The sequence below is a fragment of the Arthrobacter sp. NamB2 genome (assembly GCF_005281365.1).
Lineage (GTDB): Bacteria > Actinomycetota > Actinomycetes > Actinomycetales > Micrococcaceae > Arthrobacter_D.
Map to the genome: position 1 here is coordinate 1 of NZ_SZWI01000009.1, position 17,521 is coordinate 17,521.

The following is a 17,521-nucleotide window of genomic DNA, read 5'->3' on the forward strand; positions in this document are numbered from 1 at the left end:
TGTTCAGGTCCGCGTCCCTGATCGCCCCGGTCGCGAAGATCACCGCGTCGTAGAAACGACGGAAGTCGGACAGCGTGAGATCCATGCCGTAGTTGACGTTCCCGAGGAATCGGATGTCGCCACGGTCCAGTACCTTGTGCAACGCGTTCACGATGCCCTTGATCCGGGGATGGTCAGGAGCGACCCCGTAGCGGATCAGCCCGTACGGTGCGGGGTACTGGTCGAACAGGTCGATACTGACGCCGAGATCGCCGCCCTGTACTTCGTTCGACTTCGTCAGGATGTCGGCGGCATAGACACCCGCCGGTCCGGCCCCGATGATCGCGACCCGCAGCGGCCGTGCCGCAGCTGAGGTAGACACTGATTAGCCCTCTTCCCGGTGGAATTGCTCCCTGGTGGATAGCATGGCGCGGAATAAGCGCACGCTTTACTATTCTAAATGCCGTCGGCTGGCACCGCCGAAAACAGTGGTAGGGATCTCCTCCCCCGCAGCCACGCTCCTGCCCGGGAGCGGGCGGAGCGGCGGGTTACGCAGTGCGGATCAGGGCACGGGAATAAAAGCGCCTCGAGTCCCCGTTGCCGCCGTCGTGAGTGGAACAGGCGGGAAGACCAAGCGTCCGGCGCGGAGCGAGAACTCGGTCGGCATCCTTTTCGGCGTCGGAGCGTACGGGCTTTGGGGATTGTTGCCGCTCTACTTCCTGGTCCTCGTTCCTGCCAGCCCCATCGAGATCGTCGCCAACCGCGTCGTCTGGTCGCTTCTCTTCTGCGCACTGCTGCTGACCGCACTGCGGTCCTGGAAGCCCGTGCTCACGGCTCTTCGCACCCCGCAGATCGTCGGAACCCTGACCGTTGCCGGGCTGCTGATCGCCGTGAACTGGCTCGTCTACACCTACGGAGTCACCTCGGGACAGGCGATCGAGGCCTCCCTGGGGTACTTCATCAATCCCATCGTCTCCGTGCTGCTGGGCGTGATCGTCCTACGCGAGAAGCTCAGGCCCCTGCAGTGGGCCGCGATCGGCATGGGGATCATCGCCGTGATCGTCCTGGCCGTCGGCTACGGCTCCGTCCCATGGATCGCCCTCACCCTGGCCTTCTCCTTCGGGTTGTACGGCTTCGTCAAGAAGAAGGTCGGCTCCCGCGTGGACGCCGTATCGAGTCTGAGCATCGAGACCGCGGTCCTGACTCCGATCGCAGCCGGCGTCATGCTCTGGCTCGGCTCGACAGGCGCAGCAACCCTGCTGACCGAGGGCGCAGGCCACTTCTGGATCATGGCGGCCTCGGGGGTCATCACGGCCGTTCCACTGATCTTCTTCGGTGCTGCCGCCCGGCGCCTTCCGCTGACCACTATCGGACTCCTGCAGTACCTGGCCCCCGTCCTCCAGTTCCTGCTCGCGCTCCTTGTCCTCGGCGAGGAGATGCCCTTCGAGCGGTGGATCGGGTTCAGTCTCGTCTGGGTGGGGCTCATCCTGCTCACCGTGGACATGCTGCGGACCGTGCGCCGTCAGCCGCGGCCGGCACAGGCACCGGAGCCGGCGGTCACGGCCGCCTGACGTTTCCCGGAACCGGGGGTGCCGCACCGTCGGCGACCTCGGCACCCAGGTACGAGGCGTTGAACCGGGAGAGCAACTCGGCGAGGTCGAGGACGTCCGCCTGGTTCCACCCCTCCAATTGCCTGCGGAAGTAGCTGCGCCTGGCCCCGCGCGCGTGATCCACGCGGCGCCTTCCTTCCTCCGTCAGGGCGACCGGCTGGGACCGCTCGTCGCCGCTCGTGGTGCCGCGCTCAACGAGCCCGAGCCGCTGCAGGGCGGCCACGTGGCCACTGACGGCGGACCTGCTCATGCCGAGAGTCGCGCTCAGGTCGGTGACCCGGCAGGACCCGGCCAGGCGAACCGCTGACAGCACGCTGTACGCGGCAGGTTCCATGTCCGATTCGATGCCGCGGGCGAGAGCCCAGCAGACGCGCTGCTCGCTGCGGCACATCGCGCCGGCCGCCTCCTCGACCAGATCGAGCACGGCCCGGCGTTCAGCTCCTCCCGCGGCTCCGTCGTGTCCTTCCATGGCCGAATAGTAGGCACGGGCGCGGCGCCGCGGACTCGGAATCCGCAGCATTACTCAGCATGACGGGACGACGGCCATCCGAGCGCCGCAGCATGAGGATCAGCGGGGGGTGCGAACCCAGTCCCTCGGGACGACGACCATGGGGACGGGCAGGGCGCGCAGCATCTTGTTCGCCGTCGTTCCGAGGAAGATCTGGCGGTGCTGGGCCAGTCGGCTCGAGCCCACGATGACGAGTTCCCCTGCGTCCCACTCGATGTCGTCGATGGCCTGCTCGATGGTGCGGCCGTGTGCCACCGTGATCGAGGCCTCATGGCCCTCGGGCAGCTGTTCGACGGCGCGTGCCAGCACCGAGTGCGCGTGCTGGTGCGCCTTGTTGATGGCCTCGCCGGACTCCGGGGCCTCCTGAACGTCGAGCGCGACGAGCGAGATCAGGCGCAGCGGAAGGCCGCGCCGGGCAGCCGATTCGACCGCGACGTCAAGCACTCCCTCCGCGCCGGCGCGCGTACCGACCGCGCAGGTCAGGCGGGTGAAGGTGGCTCGGTGGCGGTAACCCCTCGGGGCGAGAGCCACCGGAACGGTGGAACTGTGCAGGACGGCGTTGGCGACGCTTCCCACCGTGTAGCGGCGCAGCAATCCGTTGCTGGACGCGCCGATCACGATCAGGCCCGCCTCGACGTCGTCGGCCATCTCCAGCAGCCCCTGGGCGAAGGAATCGGCGAGGCGAAGGTGCGTGCTGACCTCGACGCCGTCGGGCACGCTCTCCCTGGCTCGATCGAGCGCCTCCTGGGCGCGTCGAGTGCCGGGCGCGACACTGCCGTCCTGCGGCCAGTCGAGGACCGTGACGAGATCGATGGCGGCCGACTGCGTGAGGGCCAGCGACGTGGCCAGCTCGAGGGCGTCCTGCCCGCGGTCATTTTCGGTATAGCCAACGACGTAGCGCACGACGGACTCCTCTCGGCTGCGGACGGCGGGGGTGCCGCACAGTCGGTTCACTCTAGCGCAGCACCCCCGACCAAATGGTCAGTCCTGCGGCGCCGCAGAGCCCTGCGTCAGGACCTCCTGCCGGAAGAACGCCGGATTGGTGCGGGACCACACCAGCATCAGGACGACCCCGAGCAGGATCACCCCGATCCCGAGGATGAACACCATCCCGACGCCGAACAGCTCCGACCCGGAGCCGTACGCAGGATCCATCGAGTCGATGGCCGTCTTGACGAACATGACCAGCAGGATGACCCCTCCCAGCAACGGGGCGAGGAAGCGGAGGACCATGGTCCGGACGCCCGAGAACGCTTGTGCACGGAAGTACCAGACGCAGGCGAGCGCAGTGATGCCGTAGTAAAAGCAGATCATCAGGCCGAGCGCCGTGATGGTGTCCCAGAGTGCGTTCTCAGAGACCAGGCGGGTGAACACGTAGAACCCGGCGGCGGCTATCGCCGCGGCGAACGTGGCGAAGCTCGGGGACTTGTGCTGCGGGCTGATGCGACCGTAGCCCTTCGGCAGCGCCCGGTAGTGGCCCATCGCGAGGAGCGTACGGGCCGGAGACACGAACGTGGACTGCAGGGACGCGGCGGAGGAGCTCAGGACGGCCATGGACATGAGGATGGCGAACGGGCCCATGACGGGACCGGCGAGGGTCGCGAAGATGCTCTCCTGGTTGTCCGGGTTGCCCGCGCCGAGCTCGCCGTCACCCACTCCCGCGAAGGCGAGGGTCGCGAGCGCCACGGTCAGGTAGATGACCACGATCACGACGACGGTCAGTGCGCCCGCCCGGCCCGGCGTCTTCCGGGGGTTGGTGGTCTCCTCGTTCATGGTGAGGGTGACGTCCCAACCCCAGTAGATGAAGATGGACAGCGAGACGCCGGCTGCGAAGGCGGAGAACGAACCGACGGCGAAGGGATTGAACCAGTCGGCGCTGATGGCCGTCGCGTCGAACGCCGTGCCGTTGGCGACATGCACGAAGGCCGCGATGGCGAACCACGCGAGCACGACGAGCTGGAAGGTGACGAGGACGTACTGGACCGTCTTGGTGGCTTCCATGCCGCGGTACGAGACGTAGCAGGCGAGCGCGATGAACACGAGCGTCGTCGCGATGTTCACCGGGAGGTTCAGGGTGAGGTCCGCGATGGCGGGGTCGTTCAGGACCTGCGACAGCATGAGGTAGAAGAAGTCCACGGCAACCGCGGCGAGGTTGGACAGCACGATCACGGTGGCGGCGATGAGCCCCCACCCGCCCATCCAGCCCACCCAGGGCCCGAAGGCACGAGTGGCCCAGGTGAAGGAGGTTCCGGAGTCCGGCATCGCACTGTTCAACTCGCGGTAGCCGAGGGCCACGAGCAGCATGGGGATGAAGCCCACCAGGAAGATCGCCGGGAGGTTGACCCCGACCTCTGCGACGGTGGGCCCGAGGGCCGCGGTGAGGGTGTAGGCGGGGGCTACGCAGGACACCCCGATCACGACGGCGCCGAGCAGTCCGACCGTTCCGGAATCCAGGCCCTTCCTGCTGAGCCCTGTTCCCCTTTGTGTTGTCTCGTCGATACTCATGCGTCCGCCTCTGGAGGTAAGGAGCCCGGGCCGGAAGTGGTGCCGGGCGTTGCGTACGTACGCGGGACGACGACCATGGGGATGGTCAGCGTACGCAGGATCTTGTTGGCCGTGGAACCGAGGAAGATCCGCATGTGCTGCGCGAGGCGGCTGGATCCGACCAGCAGCACTTCCCCTTCGTCCCAGGCCATGGCCTCGATGGCTTCCTCGATCGAGGCGCCCCGGGCCGTCTCGACACTTACCCGGCCTCCCGCGGCGAGGGACGACGCCGCCTCCGCGAGCCGGCGGTTCGCTTCGTCCTCGGCTCCTCCGGCGTCGGGCTGGCCCGCGTCGAGCGCGACCAGGGACACGAGCCGCAACGGCAGGCCGCGCCGCTGGGCCGACGACACCGCGACGGAGACGACGTCGTCGGCCCCGGCACGGCGCCCGACGGCGCAGGTGAGCCGCGTGACGGGATCCGTGCGGCGGTAGGACCTCGGAGCGAGCGCCACCGGTACGGGGGAGGCGTGCAGCAGGCTCCGCGCGACGTTGCCGATACTGAAGCGGCTACCGATCCCGCGGGAGCTGGCTCCGATCACGATGAGTGACGCCTCGGTGTCCTCCGCTGCCTGGATGAGGCCCTCCGCGTTGGACTCGGCGCGCACGACGACGCCGCGTGCCGCGACGTCGTCGGGCACGAGGGCGAGACCCTGGTCCATCCACTCCCGCATCTGCTGCGTGAGGAGGGTGTCGAAGCCCTTGTCCGGCGGGTAGGTGCCGGCATACATCGAGTGCTCCGGCATGACGAGGACGAGGTCGAGCGTCGCGTCCTGGCGGCGCGCGAGGGCGACGGCGAGGCACACGGCGTCGTGCCCGCGCTCATCTGCCGTGTACCCGACGATGTAGCGCACGATCATGCCTCCGTCGCGGTGCCGGCGGACTGCAGGCCGGTGGCCAGTGCGCGGTGGACGGCCGCCGCGGTGCGCTGCCCCATGCGGATCGCGCCGTCGACGTGCTGGTACCCCTCCGCCGCTATATCCGAGCAGGACCAGTGAATGGGACCGACCGGGGTGCGCTGGTCGCGCCCGTACCGGTGCAGCCCACCGAGGTCGTAGCTGGAGGCGTAGGCTCCGCGCGTCCACTCCTCCGACGCCCAGTCGGACTCGTAGTACACCTCGGGCTCGAGCGCCTGCGGCCCGAGGAACCCGGCGATCGAGGCCAGGATCCGTTCCCGGCGCTCGTGCGGTGGCAACTCGAACATCGCGTCGGCCTTCTCGTCCGAGATGAAACCGACCAGCGTGCCGCGCGGGTCCTCGTGGTTCGAGTTGTCGTACACCTCCTGGACGATCGACCCAGCGCTGAACCCTGTGCCCGAGAGCCCCTCCTCGCGCCAGAACGGGGTGGCGTAGACGGCGTGGACCTTGATCACGAGCCCCAGTGACTGGTGCTGGTGCATCTGGTGCTGGCGCCGCGGCAGCGGGGGTTTGTAACTGATGCGCGAGTACAAGTTGGGCGGAACGGCGACGACGGCGTAGCGCGCGTGCACCGTCGTCGTGTCCGAGACCACGGTGACGCCCTCGACGGTGTCACGCCCGTCCATCCCGCTCCAGCGCAGGGTCCGGACGGGCGTCCCGAGGACGACGTCGTCGCCCAGCTCGGCCGCCATCCGCTCCGAGACGGACTGCATGCCGCCGACGACACGCTTGTCGAGGATGAAGTCCTCGTCGACGAGGTTGGAGAAGGAACCCGCGGTGGCTGCCATGAGGATCGCCTGGAGCGCGGAGAAGGAGTGGGCCGGCTTCGTGAGCATTCCGCCGGCGACGAAGAGGCCGATGTTGTTGCAGGCTTCCTCGTCGTCGGACTGCTGCCGCAGCCAGTGGTGGAAGGAGACGGTATCGAGGGCACGCGCGTCCGGGTGGTTCCAGGGCGCTTCCGGTCCCACCTCCGCCGCCAGCCTGTCGAGGATCGCGACGAGCCGTTCCATCTCCTCACGCGTGTAGTCGTCGACGGGGAACATCTCGCCGCTGTACCGGACGGGTTCCCCGTCCGGGCCGATGTAGACGGAGTCCCCCTCGCGATAGCGGGAGAACGTGTCGAGTCCCAGTTCGTCAAGGAGCCCGATGAGCGCGGTCTGGTCCGGTGACACCCACTGCCCGCCGACCTCCAGGACCGCGCCGTCGATGACGTCGGTGTGCGTCCTTCCCCCGACGCGCTCCCGCGCCTCGAGAACGGCGACGGTATGGCCGGCCTTCCTGAGTTCGCGTGCGGCAGTGAGGCCCGAGGGCCCCGCTCCGATGATGACGACGTCGCGCTCGATGGTGTTCACGTGTTCCTCCCGGCCCGCATGGCGCAGGCCACAAAATGAATGGCGTTCATTATTTCGCCCTACTATAGCTATGCGTACCCCGTGAGGGAAGGGAACGACCGTAGGGTTAACGCCACCGCAACAGGAAGCAGGATCCATGACCCCAGCATCCCCGGAGCCATTTCCGGAGCCGCGGCGCGCCGGACGGCCTCCGCGCAGCATCCTGTCCAGGGACCGCATCACGTATGCCGCCCTGGAGCTGATCGATGCGGAGGGCTACGAGGGACTCACGATGTCGGCCCTCGCACGGAGGCTCCGCGTGGCCCCCTCGGCCCTCTACAACCACGCCGCGTCGAAGCAGGAGGTGCTCGGGTGGGTCCAGGACCACGTGATGACGATGGTCGATTTCAGCGCCTTCCACCGGGAGCCCTGGGACGAGGCGGTCAGGCAGTGGGCCTGGTCCTACCGAGAGGTCTTCGCGCGGCACGCACCCCTCGTCCCGGTCATCGCCGTGATGCCCGTGACCGACGCCGCGGAGACGCTGCGCATGTACGAGGAGGTCGCCGCGGGCTTCCTCCGCGCCGGCTGGCCGGAGCACCGGATCGTTCCGGCGATCGTGGCACTCGAGTCCTTCATCTACGGCTCCGCGCTCGATGTCGCCGCTCCGGGCGACATCTTCGACTCGGGTAGCCTCGCGGCCCAGTTCCCGATCTTCACGTCGGCGGTCCGGAGTGCCACCGATTCCGCGGGTGCGGAGAGCGCTGCGGACGCCGCCTTCCGGGCAGGGCTGGACGGCATGATCGCCGGACTGCATCAGCAACTCGCGGCTCATTCTCCTGACAACGACGCCGCCGCCTTCCGGTCACCCTACTGATTGCTAATTGTCCTAGCTTTACGGAACGCGAGATAAGTGTTAATGTTCGAGAACGGTCAAGCAGTGGCCCGCCACACTCTCATTCTTCGAGGTTTGCCATGTCTGTTGCCCCCATAACCCTGGCCACGAGCTCACAGCACGGTGAGCCCGAAACCCACAGTGCGTGGTCGGATCTGGCCGCCCTTCATTTCGCCGAAGCTCCGGAGGCATCGACGCTCCCGAGCCCCGAGATGCCCGATGTTCCGAGCGATCTCTCCACGGCGACCACCCGAGAGCTCCGGATCCTGGCCAATCAGCTCTACCGGGTTCTGGACGCCGATTTCCCGCCGTTCGGCGCCCGGGAAGACTACGAAGCAGTGGTCGAGCTACTCGCACATCGGGAAGCCCGCGCCGCCGAGCGCACCGAGAGCGAGAACCTGCGTGAGAAGTTCCGGGACAACCCCGTGAGTTCGCGGTTCGAGCTCTTCCATGACGGCACCATGGTCGGCTACGTGAAGTACGACATGCGTGCCGGACGAATCCGTCTCCTGGAGACCGTCGTCGGTCCCGCCTACCGCCAGTCCGGCCTCGAGCCCGTCCTGGTGCGGCAGGCACTCCTGAGCGCGCATCGCCGTCGCCTGGCTCCGATCCCCTACTGCCGGCACGTACAGGCTTTCCTGACCGAGCACCCGCAGTTCCGGGCACTCATCCCGGTCGGCTGATCGCACCAGGACGAAGGAGGCCCCGCAGCAGTGCTGCGGGGCCTCCTTCGTCTTCTGAACGTGGTCGGCTACGAGCCGACGCCGGCCGAGCGGATCGCGCGCTCGAGCACGTCGAGCCCGTCCGCCAGCAGTTCGTCGGTGATGACGAGCGGCGGCAACAGCCGGATCACGTTGCCGTACGTGCCACATGTCAGGATGATGACACCCTCGCGCAGGCACTGGGTGGCGATGGCCTTGGTCGCGTCGGCGTTGGGCGTCTTGCCACCCGGCTCGACGAACTCGATCGCCAGCATCCCACCGCGACCGCGGAGTTCGCCGATGATGCTCTGCTCGCCCAACTCCGACTGCAGCGTCGCGAAGCGCTCGGTGACCTGAGCCTCGATGCTCCGCGCGCGGCCGGCGAGGTCCTGCTCCCTCATGGTCGAGATCGCTCCGAGTGCCGCCGCGCACGCCACCGGATTGCCGCCATAGGTGCCGCCCAGCCCACCGGCATGCACGGCGTCGAGCAGATCCGCGCGGCCCGTGATGGCCGAGAGCGGCATGCCTCCCGCGATCCCCTTCGCCATGGTGATGATGTCGGGCACCACACCTTCGTGGTTCACGGCGAACCATTCGCCCGTACGGCAGAAGCCGGACTGGACTTCGTCCGCGATGAACACGACGCCGTTCGCCGTGGCCCACTCCGCCAGCGCGGGCAGGAATCCCTCCGCAGGAACGATGAACCCGCCCTCGCCCTGGATGGGCTCGATGATGATCGCGGCGACGGACTCGGCCCCGATCTGCTTCTCGATCATCGTGATGGCCCGCTGTGCCGCTTCCGGCCCCGTGATCGCGGGGTTCTCCTCGCGGAAGGGGTAGCTCATCGGCACGCGGTAGATCTCGGGCGCGAACGGCCCGAAGTTGGTCTTGTACGGCATGCTCTTCGCCGTCAGCGCCATCGTGAGGTTGGTGCGGCCGTGATACGCGTGGTCGAACGCGACGACGGCGTTCCGGCCCGTGGCCAGACGCGCTACCTTGACGGCGTTCTCCACCGCTTCGGCGCCCGAGTTGAACAGGACGGTGCGCTTCTCGAAGTCCCCGGGGGTCAGCTCGGCGAGCTGCTCCGCGACGGCGATGTACCCCTCGTAGGGGGTCACCATGAAGCACGTGTGGGTGAAGTGCTCCACCTGCTCCTTGACTGCACTGACGACGGCGGGGTCCGACGCACCGACGCTCGTGACGGCGATGCCGGAACCGAGGTCGATGAAGGAGTTCCCGTCGACGTCGCGGATGATGCCGCCGTCGGCGTCCGCCGCGTACACCGGGACGCCCGAAGCGACGCCCTTGGCCACGACGGCAGCCCGACGAGCGGCCAGCTCGGTGGACTTGGGGCCGGGGAAATCGCCGTTGATGCGGCGCTTCTGCTCGAGCCGGAAGCCCGGTGCGACGGCACCGGGAGTAGTTGCGAAGGTGGTCATGGGAGTGTTCCTTTCGTCAGCGGGACGCTCAGGCGTCCAGCACGCTCATGACGTGCTTAATGCGGGTGTAGTCCTCCACGCCGTACATGGAGAGGTCCTTGCCGTAGCCGGAGTTCTTGAAGCCGCCGTGCGGCATCTCGGCGGTGAGCATGATGTGCGTGTTGATCCACACCGCACCGAAATCGAGGTCGCGGGAGACACGCATCGCGGTTCCGTGGTCGGTCGTCCAGACGCTGGACGCCAGGGCGTAGTCCACCCCGTTGGCGAGCTCCACGGCCTCCTCCTCGGTGCCGAACGTCTGCACCGTGACGATGGGACCGAAGGTCTCCTGCTGCACCACCGAATCCTCCTGGCGTGCACCCGTGATGATCGTCGGCTCGAAGAAGTAGCCCTTGTCGCCTGCGCGTTTGCCGCCTGTCGCGATGCTGCAGTGGGCCGGAAGGGCGTCGATGACGGCGTTGACGGCGTTGAAGTGGTTGATGTTGTTGAGGGGCCCGAAGAAGTTCTTCGAGTCGTCCTCGTTGCCCGTGGTCAGGGTCGCGGTGTGCTCGACCATCGCGGCGACGAACTCGTCGTGTGCATCCTCCTGCACCAGCACGCGAGTGATGGCGGTGCAGTCCTGGCCGGCGTTGAAGAAGGCGAACTCCGCGATGGCCGCCGCGGAGCGCTTGAGGTCGGCGTCGGCGAAGACGACGGCGGGAGCCTTGCCGCCGAGCTCGAGGTGTGCCCGCTTGAGGCCCTTCGCGGCGCTCGTCGCGACAGCGATGCCGGCGCGGACGGAACCCGTGATGGAGACGAGGCCCGGGACCGGGTGCTCGATCATGGCCGCACCGGTCTCGCCCGTACCGAGCACCACGTTCAGGACGCCGTCCGGCAGGATGCCCTGCGTGAGGCGCGCCAGCACCAGGGTCGACTCCGGGGTGGTGTCGCTCGGCTTTAGCACGACGGTATTGCCGGCGGCGAGTGCGGGGCCGATCTTCCAGATCGCCATCAGGAACGGATAGTTCCACGGCGCCACCTGCGCGACGACGCCGATCGGTTCCCGGCGCACGTAGGAGGTATGCCCCTCGAGATACTCCCCGGCGGACTTGCCCTCCAGAATCCGGGCCGCACCAGCGAAGAACCGCAACTGGTCCGCGCCGGCCGCTACTTCCTCGGCGGCGATCATCTCGCGCACCTGTCCCGTGTTGCGGTGCTGTGCCTCGACGATCTCCTCGCTCGCACCCTCGACGGCGTCGGCAAGCTTGAGCAGCATGAGTTGGCGCTGGCTCGGCGTGGTTCGCCTCCAGGTCGTGAAGGCGCGAGCGGCGACGCGCATGGCGTCGTCGACGTCCGCCGGTGAGGACACCGGTGATTGCGCCACGACCTCCCCGTTGGTCGGGTTCACGATGTCGAGGAGCTCTGGTCCGGCCGGCGTCACGAACTTGCCGTCGATATAGTTCTGAAGGGTCTCAGCCACGCTGCAGTGCCTTTCATGGGATGTCGTCGCGGCAGACGGGGCCCTGCCGCGTGTATCGAACCGACGGTACCGGGGGCAGGTAACCCGTGCCACATGTAACTGCACAGTACGAGGAAGCGACGACGGTGCAGTAGCACAGCACTGGTCTAGGCTGAAGCCATGGCCATGACCCTCGTCGAACTGTTGTCCGACCCGGCCCTCGGGCTCTCGGCCGAGGGCGCCGCCGAACCTCCCGGTCAACCGATCCAATGGGTCGCGGTGACGGAACTGGAGGATCCCCGGCCCTTCCTCAACGGAGCGGAGGTCGTCCTCACCACCGGTCTGCGGCTCAAGGCCGGGGCGGCCCAGCGCGCCTTCGTCCGCCGGGTGCATGAAGCCGGAGCGATGGCCATCGGTTTCGGCGTGGGCCTCACCCACGCCAGGGTCCCGGCCGGCCTGGTGGCCGAGGCGGACGACGTCGGGCTGCCGGTCTTCCGCGTGCCGTACGAGGTCCCCTTCATCGCGATCGGCAAGAAGGTCGCCGACGCCCTCTCCGCGGACCACTACGCGGGCCTCGAGAATCTTCTCGAGGGACATGCCGTCCTCGCTTCGGCGCTGCTCGGGGCAGGAGGACTGCCGGCCCTCCTGGGGGAGCTCGCCTCGATGCTCGGCACCGACGTCGCGCTGTACCAGTACGGAGCACGCATCGCGGGTGCCGCGTCCACGCGCGGAGCGGCCCCGGCGTCCACGCGCGGAGCGGCCCCGGCGTCGGACTCCGCACCGTGGCACCGTCTCCCCATCGCCACCGGCCTCAAGGACCGCTGCACCCTCGCGATAGCCGAACCCTACGAGCACGCCGCGATCGTCGACTACGCGCAGAGTCTGATCTCCGTCGAGCTCACCAACCAGGCACGCAACAGGACCGGAGCCCGGAGGGCAGCGGGACAGCTGGTCGAGGACGTGGTGCGCGGCACGCTCACGGGAGCGGAGGCTGCCGCCAGACTCGCCGGCTCTGGCATCGACACGACGCTGCGGCACGGCGTGGTGATCGTGGACGTGGCGTCCGGACAGCGCAGGGCTCTGCGGACACTGCCGCTGCCCGACGGGTGGGACGGGGTCTCCGCAGCCCTCGTCGATGAACAGCTCGTCCTGGTTCTTCCGGCTGCCGCCGCCCCGGCACCCGCTGATCTCAGCCGCTACCTGCACGGTGCCGGCCTGACGGCCCGCATCGGCGTGGGTGGCACCTACGCCCAGCCGAACGGCCTACGGTGGAGCTATTTCGAGGCGCGCGAGGCGCTCCAGCGCGGCCAGGCCCTGAACCTCGCCGACAGGCTGAGCCTGACCTCGCTGCTGATGTCGGGCGCGGACGTGCCCCTCGCCGACCTCGCCGCCGAGACACTCACCCCGCTCGAGGCCTTCGACCGGGCGCACGGCGCCGGCCTCGTGACGACACTGCGCCGTTACCTCGACCTCGACGGGTCGATCGCCGCCGTCGCGTCGGACCTCGACCTCCACCGGAACACCGTCCGCTACCGGCTGCAGCAGGTGGTGTCACTGACCGGGTACGATCCGGCGGTGACCGCCGACCGGGTGCACCTGTACCTCGCGCTGCGGGTCCGGTCCCTCGGCTGACGTCCCTCCCGCCATCCGTGACCGATCCCGCCGTCGGACCGTGACGAATGGGCAGCAACACCGCGGGCACCTGGTGCGCATGGGATAGTTGGATCCTCACTGGTCTCACAGTCCTTCAGGGGTATGCATGTCACTGCTTCAGGCAGACGAACCGGAACTGCAGGAACTCGCACGGCAGGCGGTCCTGCAGGAATACCGGCTGCCGTACGGCGAGTCCGACGGCAAGCCCGTGGAGAAGCCCGACTACGAGACACCGCCGGAACTCCTCAACCTGGTGAAGCTCGCCGTCCGCGTCAGCGGAATGGACGCCGGAGTCATCAACATCATCACGGCGGACCAGCAGCATCAGATCGCCGCCGTGGGAGTGGAGGCAGCCGTCTGCTCCCGGGATGACTCGATGTGCTCCAAGGTCTTCCGCTCCGGGTCCATCACCGCGGTGGCAGATGCCTCCGTCGATCCGCGCTTCACCGACAACCCCTTCGTGAACGGTGTGATCGCGGACGTGCGGTCCTACGCTTCCGTGCCCCTCGTCGCCGAGAACGGCCACGCCCTCGGATCCCTCTGTGTATTCTCCCCCCGGAGTTTGGAGTTCGGCCCCGAACAGCGCGAGGGACTCGAGATTCTCGCCCGTCAGGTGGTCGAGGTCCTGGAGCTGCAGTTCAAGACCCGTCAACTCGTCGAGGCACTCGAGGTGGTACGCCGCAGCAACGAGGACCTGGCGAGCTTCGCCGCGCGGGTCAGCCACGACCTGAAGAACCCGCTGACGGCGATCCTCGGCTACACCGAACTCAGCGAACAGGACGGCGACGTCGAGTCCTCGAGTCCCGCCGCCCGCTACTTCAGCATCATCCGGGGCAGCGCCAGCCGCATGCTCTCCACGGTCGAGGAAGTCCTCGAGTTCTCCCGCATCGGCGGGGCGATCAGCCGACGGAAGGTGCGCCTGAGCACCATGATGAATGCGGTCCTGCAGGACGTGCTGCCATTGAGCAGCGCCTACGATGCCCTCGTCACCCTGCAGGACGCGCAGCTGGACGTGGACCAGGCGCAGGTCACCGCGCTCCTGCAGAACCTCGTGTCCAACGGCATCAAGTACTCGACTCCCGGCACACCGCCGCGGATCGAGGTCGTCGCCGACATCGGAGACCGGCAGGTGATCCGCGTGATCGACCACGGCAAGGGGATCGCGCCTGCGGACCGGCGCCGTGTCCTCGAGCCGCTGGTCAGGCTGCAGCGTGACGGCGATCCGGCAGGCAGCGGAATCGGACTCGCCACCTGCGCGCGCATCGCGGCAGCACACGAGGGATCGATCAGCATCACGGAGACGCCGGGTGGCGGCACCACGGTGACGGTGGACCTGGGGCCGGCAGCCTGACGTGTCGGCCCGGCCGTCGCATCGACCGCCGCGTGCTTCACCCAACGTCCGGCTCGGACGACCACCCCATGCCTCGGCGTCGTGCTGCTTCGCCCCAGCCCGGTGCGGCCCCGGGAGGGTCCTAAGGCTCCTGCGGCTGCAACTGCTGCTGGTCGGCGTGGGCGAGCGGCAGCCGGAAGGTGAAGGTCGACCCCTGCCCTTCGACGCTGCGGCACGTGATCGTTCCGCCGTGGCGCTCCACGATGGCTTTCGAGAGCGCGAGTCCGAGCCCGACGCCGGGGATGGCAGCATTACGGGCCGCCGAAGTGCGGAAGAACTTGGAGAAGACCCCGCGGAGTTCCTCCGCCGACATCCCGCTGCCTTCATCCGTCACGCTGCACTCGACCTCGCCGTCGACCTCCGCAGCATGCACCGACACGCGGCCACCGCCCGGGGAGTACTTGACGGCGTTCGACAGCAGGTTGTCCAGCACCTGACTGACACGGGGAGCATCGGCCATCGCCACGAGATCCGGTTCGGCATGGACCTCGAAACGCACCAGCGGATTGGTATTGCGCTCCTGCGCAGCCGAGACGCGCTCGGTGACAAGGGCGGAGAAGTCCGTGGGTCTGACCGATATCTCCGGTGACCCCTCAGCCGTGGACAGCAGGTCCACCACGAGCTTGTGCAGACGCTCCGAGTTGCGGGAGACCACCTCGAGGCCCGAGGCGACGTCCGGCTCGAGGTCCGGCATGCTGGTCAGCAACTCCAGGTACCCCCGGATCGCGGTGAGCGGCGTCCTCAGTTCGTGCGACACCGTGGCCACGAACTCGTCCTTCGCGTTGAGGGCTGTCACGAGCTCGGTCACGTCATTGAACGTCACGACCGACCCCTCGCGGGCGCCGGACTGGTTCAGCAGCAGCCGCGACGAGGTCGACAGGACCCGCTGGTTCGGCCGCTCGCCCCACCACAGGAGGTAGTCGGAGAACACCTGCCCCTCCGCCGCCCGACGCGTCGGACGGCGCACCTCGGGAAGGGGGGACCTGCCGTCCTGCTGGAAGACCTGCAGGTCCGCCTCGGCCGTCTCCCTGGTTCCGCCGGCGATCGCCTTGAACTGCTCGAGCTTCCGGTTCGCGAGCACCTGCCGGCCGGTCTCGTCCAGCGCGATCAAGCCGATGTCGACACTGTTCACCACGGTATCCAGCAGGCGCTCACGGCGCGCGGACTCCTCGAGGAGAGCCTGCAGGGCGCGGTCCTTCGTCTCCACGACCTCCTGCTGGGCCATCATGCTGGCCGTCATCACGCGAATGGTCATACCGATCGCGAACATGATGAACGGCAGCAGGACGGATTGGGTCAGGGACTGCGAGGTGATCGCGTCGTCCGTGACGAACACCGGCACCCAGACGATGCCGAGGGATGCGAGGAACCCCGCGGCGAGAGCGGCCCTGGGGAAGAGCCCGGAAGCAGCCAGCCAGATGACGGGGAAGACGGCGAGCAGGCCGACCCCGGTGATGATGGTGCCGGCGCCGTGGCGCATGAACCCGATGGGAATGAAATCGAGCAGCGGAATGACCAGGAAGCTCGCGTAGGGAAGCCGATCCCAGGGGACCAGCACGCAGACGGCGAGGAGAAGGGCCTGCAGCCCCACTCCGACCAGAAAGGCCTGACTCTCGAAGAGGTCGGGATGAAAGAGAAGCCCTCCCGCCAGGATCAGCAGGACCGTCATCGAGAGGGGCAGCTGACTCAGCACGACCCGGGCCCGCAGGCTCAACTCGTGGAACTGCCTCGTATTGAGGGTCAGGTAGGAAAGTACCTTGTCCATTGCCGGCCGTTCCCCCTCTGCATCATCGAGCTCTCCCGTCACTGCACGACGAGGCAGACGGGCCTCGCGCGCCGGCCCCCACAGGTTAGCGCGGCGAACCCTCGATTTGAGCGGTCACGACAGTCCTGCTGGCTCAAGACTTCATCAAGTTCGCCGCAACAAACCGGTGACCGGGGCGAAGATTTGCTCCGCGGCCCACGAGTCGTGCGCCGTAGCGTTTAATGAGGATCATGACTGCCGCCCCGGACATCCGCCGTGCCCTGGTTATCGAGGACGACGTCGACATTCGGGGTTTGCTGGCGCAGATCCTGAAGCGCGAGGGTTTCGAGGTCACCGAAGCCGCCACCGCACGAGAAGGACTCGACAAGGCCCGCGCGGGCGCTGACCTCATCACGCTCGACCTCAACCTGCCCGATGGCGACGGCGTCGAGGTGTGCAGGGAAGTCCGTACCTTCTCCGACGCCTACATCCTGATGATCACGGCACGTACCGACGAGATCGAGCGCCTGACCGGCCTCGAGACGGGCGCCGACGACTACATCAGCAAGCCCTTCAGCCCACGCGAGCTCGTCGCCCGCATCAACTCCCTCTTTCGTCGGCAGAGCCGTCAGGCCGCCGTCGACGTCGCCAACGCGGACGAGCGACAGCGAGCCGCCGAGGTGCAGCGGAACCTCCTGCCCCGGGAGAAATTGAGCATCCAGGACTACGAGCTGGCGGGGCGATTCCGCCCGTCCCGGAGCGTCGGAGGCGATTTCTACGACTGGTACGCCACGCCGGACGGGCTGCACCTGACGGTCGCGGACGCGATGGGCAAGGGAATGGGCGCCGCCCTGATCGCAGCCACGGTCCGCGCCATCATGCGCTCCGTCGCAGTGCAGCCGAGTATCGAGACCGCTTTCGCGACGGCGGCGCGCGCCACGGAAGCCGACCTCGAGCAGACCAGCTCCTTCGTCACGCTCTTCCACGGCCGCCTCGATGCCGCTACCGGCGCCGTGGGCTATGTCGACGCCGGCCACGGCCTGGCGCTGCACGTGGCAACGGACGGGAGCGTCACACGGCTCCCCTCGGCCGGACCACCCGTCGGGGCCTGGCCCGACCAGGCGTGGTCGGCGGAGACGACGCATCTCGGACCGGGCGATTCGCTCGCCATCGTGAGCGACGGCCTGCTGGACATCTACGAGACGGTCGACCAGTTCACGGAGGCGGTGGGCGCCGTCGTCACCGCCGCCACCAGCGCCGAGGACGCCTGCGCGGTCCTGCTCGACCTCGCAGACGTTCCCGAGGTGGCCGACGACGTCACCGTGGTCATCCTCCGGCGCTCGCACGAATGAGCGGCGGCACCTGGACGGGCACCGGC

At 68.0% G+C, this 17,521-nt stretch carries 14 protein-coding genes and 1 pseudogene; 6 read left to right on the top strand and 9 right to left on the bottom strand.

Going from position 1 to position 17,521, the window contains the following annotated elements; genetic code table 11:
* Window positions 1–361: pseudogene (locus FDK12_RS14100) on the bottom strand (pyridine nucleotide-disulfide oxidoreductase); the annotation flags it as partial.
* A 226-nt stretch (window positions 362–587) separates the two neighbouring features.
* Here FDK12_RS14100 and rarD point away from each other — a divergent pair.
* On the top strand, window positions 588–1,550 hold the full coding sequence (rarD, locus tag FDK12_RS14105; RefSeq protein ID WP_223263299.1) for an EamA family transporter RarD: 963 nt from the start codon (window positions 588–590) through the stop codon (window positions 1,548–1,550).
* On the opposite strand, the gene FDK12_RS14110 is transcribed toward rarD, so the two are convergent.
* From FDK12_RS14110 to FDK12_RS14130, 5 genes are all read right to left on the bottom strand, one after another.
* Window positions 1,537–2,058 (bottom strand): MarR family winged helix-turn-helix transcriptional regulator, encoded by a 522-nt coding sequence (locus FDK12_RS14110; protein ID WP_189636356.1) that lies wholly within the window; start codon window positions 2,056–2,058, stop codon window positions 1,537–1,539. The genes rarD and FDK12_RS14110 overlap by 14 nt on opposite strands.
* 99 nt (window positions 2,059–2,157) lie before the next feature.
* Window positions 2,158–3,000, bottom strand: coding sequence for a universal stress protein (locus FDK12_RS14115; protein ID WP_137370150.1), 843 nt, complete (start codon window positions 2,998–3,000; stop codon window positions 2,158–2,160).
* A gap of 78 nt (window positions 3,001–3,078) precedes the next feature.
* Window positions 3,079–4,602, bottom strand: a complete 1,524-nt coding sequence (locus tag FDK12_RS14120) for an APC family permease (RefSeq protein ID WP_137370151.1) — start codon at window positions 4,600–4,602, stop codon at window positions 3,079–3,081.
* Entirely contained in the window at window positions 4,599–5,498 is a 900-nt protein-coding gene (locus FDK12_RS14125; protein WP_317616742.1) for a universal stress protein, read from the bottom strand. The genes FDK12_RS14120 and FDK12_RS14125 overlap by 4 nt, the downstream gene beginning before the upstream one ends.
* Window positions 5,495–6,907, bottom strand: coding sequence for a flavin monoamine oxidase family protein (locus FDK12_RS14130; protein WP_137370152.1), 1,413 nt, complete (start codon window positions 6,905–6,907; stop codon window positions 5,495–5,497). Before FDK12_RS14130 ends, FDK12_RS14125 begins: the two co-directional genes overlap by 4 nt.
* Before the next feature lie 136 nt (window positions 6,908–7,043).
* Here FDK12_RS14130 and FDK12_RS14135 point away from each other — a divergent pair, with 136 nt between their 5' ends.
* Complete coding sequence (locus tag FDK12_RS14135) at window positions 7,044–7,760, top strand: TetR/AcrR family transcriptional regulator (protein WP_137370153.1); 717 nt, start codon at window positions 7,044–7,046, stop codon at window positions 7,758–7,760.
* A gap of 98 nt (window positions 7,761–7,858) precedes the next feature.
* Complete coding sequence (locus tag FDK12_RS14140; RefSeq protein WP_137370154.1) at window positions 7,859–8,461, top strand: GNAT family N-acetyltransferase; 603 nt, start codon at window positions 7,859–7,861, stop codon at window positions 8,459–8,461.
* Between the two features lie 68 nt (window positions 8,462–8,529).
* On the opposite strand, the gene gabT is transcribed toward FDK12_RS14140, so the two are convergent.
* On the bottom strand, window positions 8,530–9,918 hold the full coding sequence (gene gabT / locus FDK12_RS14145; protein ID WP_137370155.1) for a 4-aminobutyrate--2-oxoglutarate transaminase: 1,389 nt from the start codon (window positions 9,916–9,918) through the stop codon (window positions 8,530–8,532).
* A gap of 28 nt (window positions 9,919–9,946) precedes the next feature.
* Window positions 9,947–11,377, bottom strand: coding sequence for a gamma-aminobutyraldehyde dehydrogenase (locus tag FDK12_RS14150; protein ID WP_137370156.1), 1,431 nt, complete (start codon window positions 11,375–11,377; stop codon window positions 9,947–9,949).
* Between the two features lie 159 nt (window positions 11,378–11,536).
* Here FDK12_RS14150 and FDK12_RS14155 point away from each other — a divergent pair, with 159 nt between their 5' ends.
* Both FDK12_RS14155 and FDK12_RS14160 read left to right on the top strand, forming a co-directional pair.
* Complete coding sequence (locus FDK12_RS14155) at window positions 11,537–12,988, top strand: PucR family transcriptional regulator (protein ID WP_137370157.1); 1,452 nt, start codon at window positions 11,537–11,539, stop codon at window positions 12,986–12,988.
* Window positions 12,989–13,115: 127 nt separating this feature from the next.
* Window positions 13,116–14,360, top strand: a complete 1,245-nt coding sequence (locus FDK12_RS14160; RefSeq protein ID WP_137370158.1) for a GAF domain-containing sensor histidine kinase — start codon at window positions 13,116–13,118, stop codon at window positions 14,358–14,360.
* Window positions 14,361–14,481: 121 nt separating this feature from the next.
* On the opposite strand, the gene FDK12_RS14165 is transcribed toward FDK12_RS14160, so the two are convergent.
* Complete coding sequence (locus FDK12_RS14165) at window positions 14,482–16,164, bottom strand: sensor histidine kinase (protein ID WP_137370159.1); 1,683 nt, start codon at window positions 16,162–16,164, stop codon at window positions 14,482–14,484.
* 230 nt (window positions 16,165–16,394) lie between these two features.
* On the opposite strand from FDK12_RS14165, the gene FDK12_RS14170 reads away from it, so the two are divergent.
* The gene (locus FDK12_RS14170) at window positions 16,395–17,495 is read left to right on the top strand and encodes a SpoIIE family protein phosphatase (RefSeq protein ID WP_137370160.1); all 1,101 of its coding nucleotides are present in this window, start codon (window positions 16,395–16,397) and stop codon (window positions 17,493–17,495) included.
* Window positions 17,496–17,521: the final 26 nt, after the last annotated feature.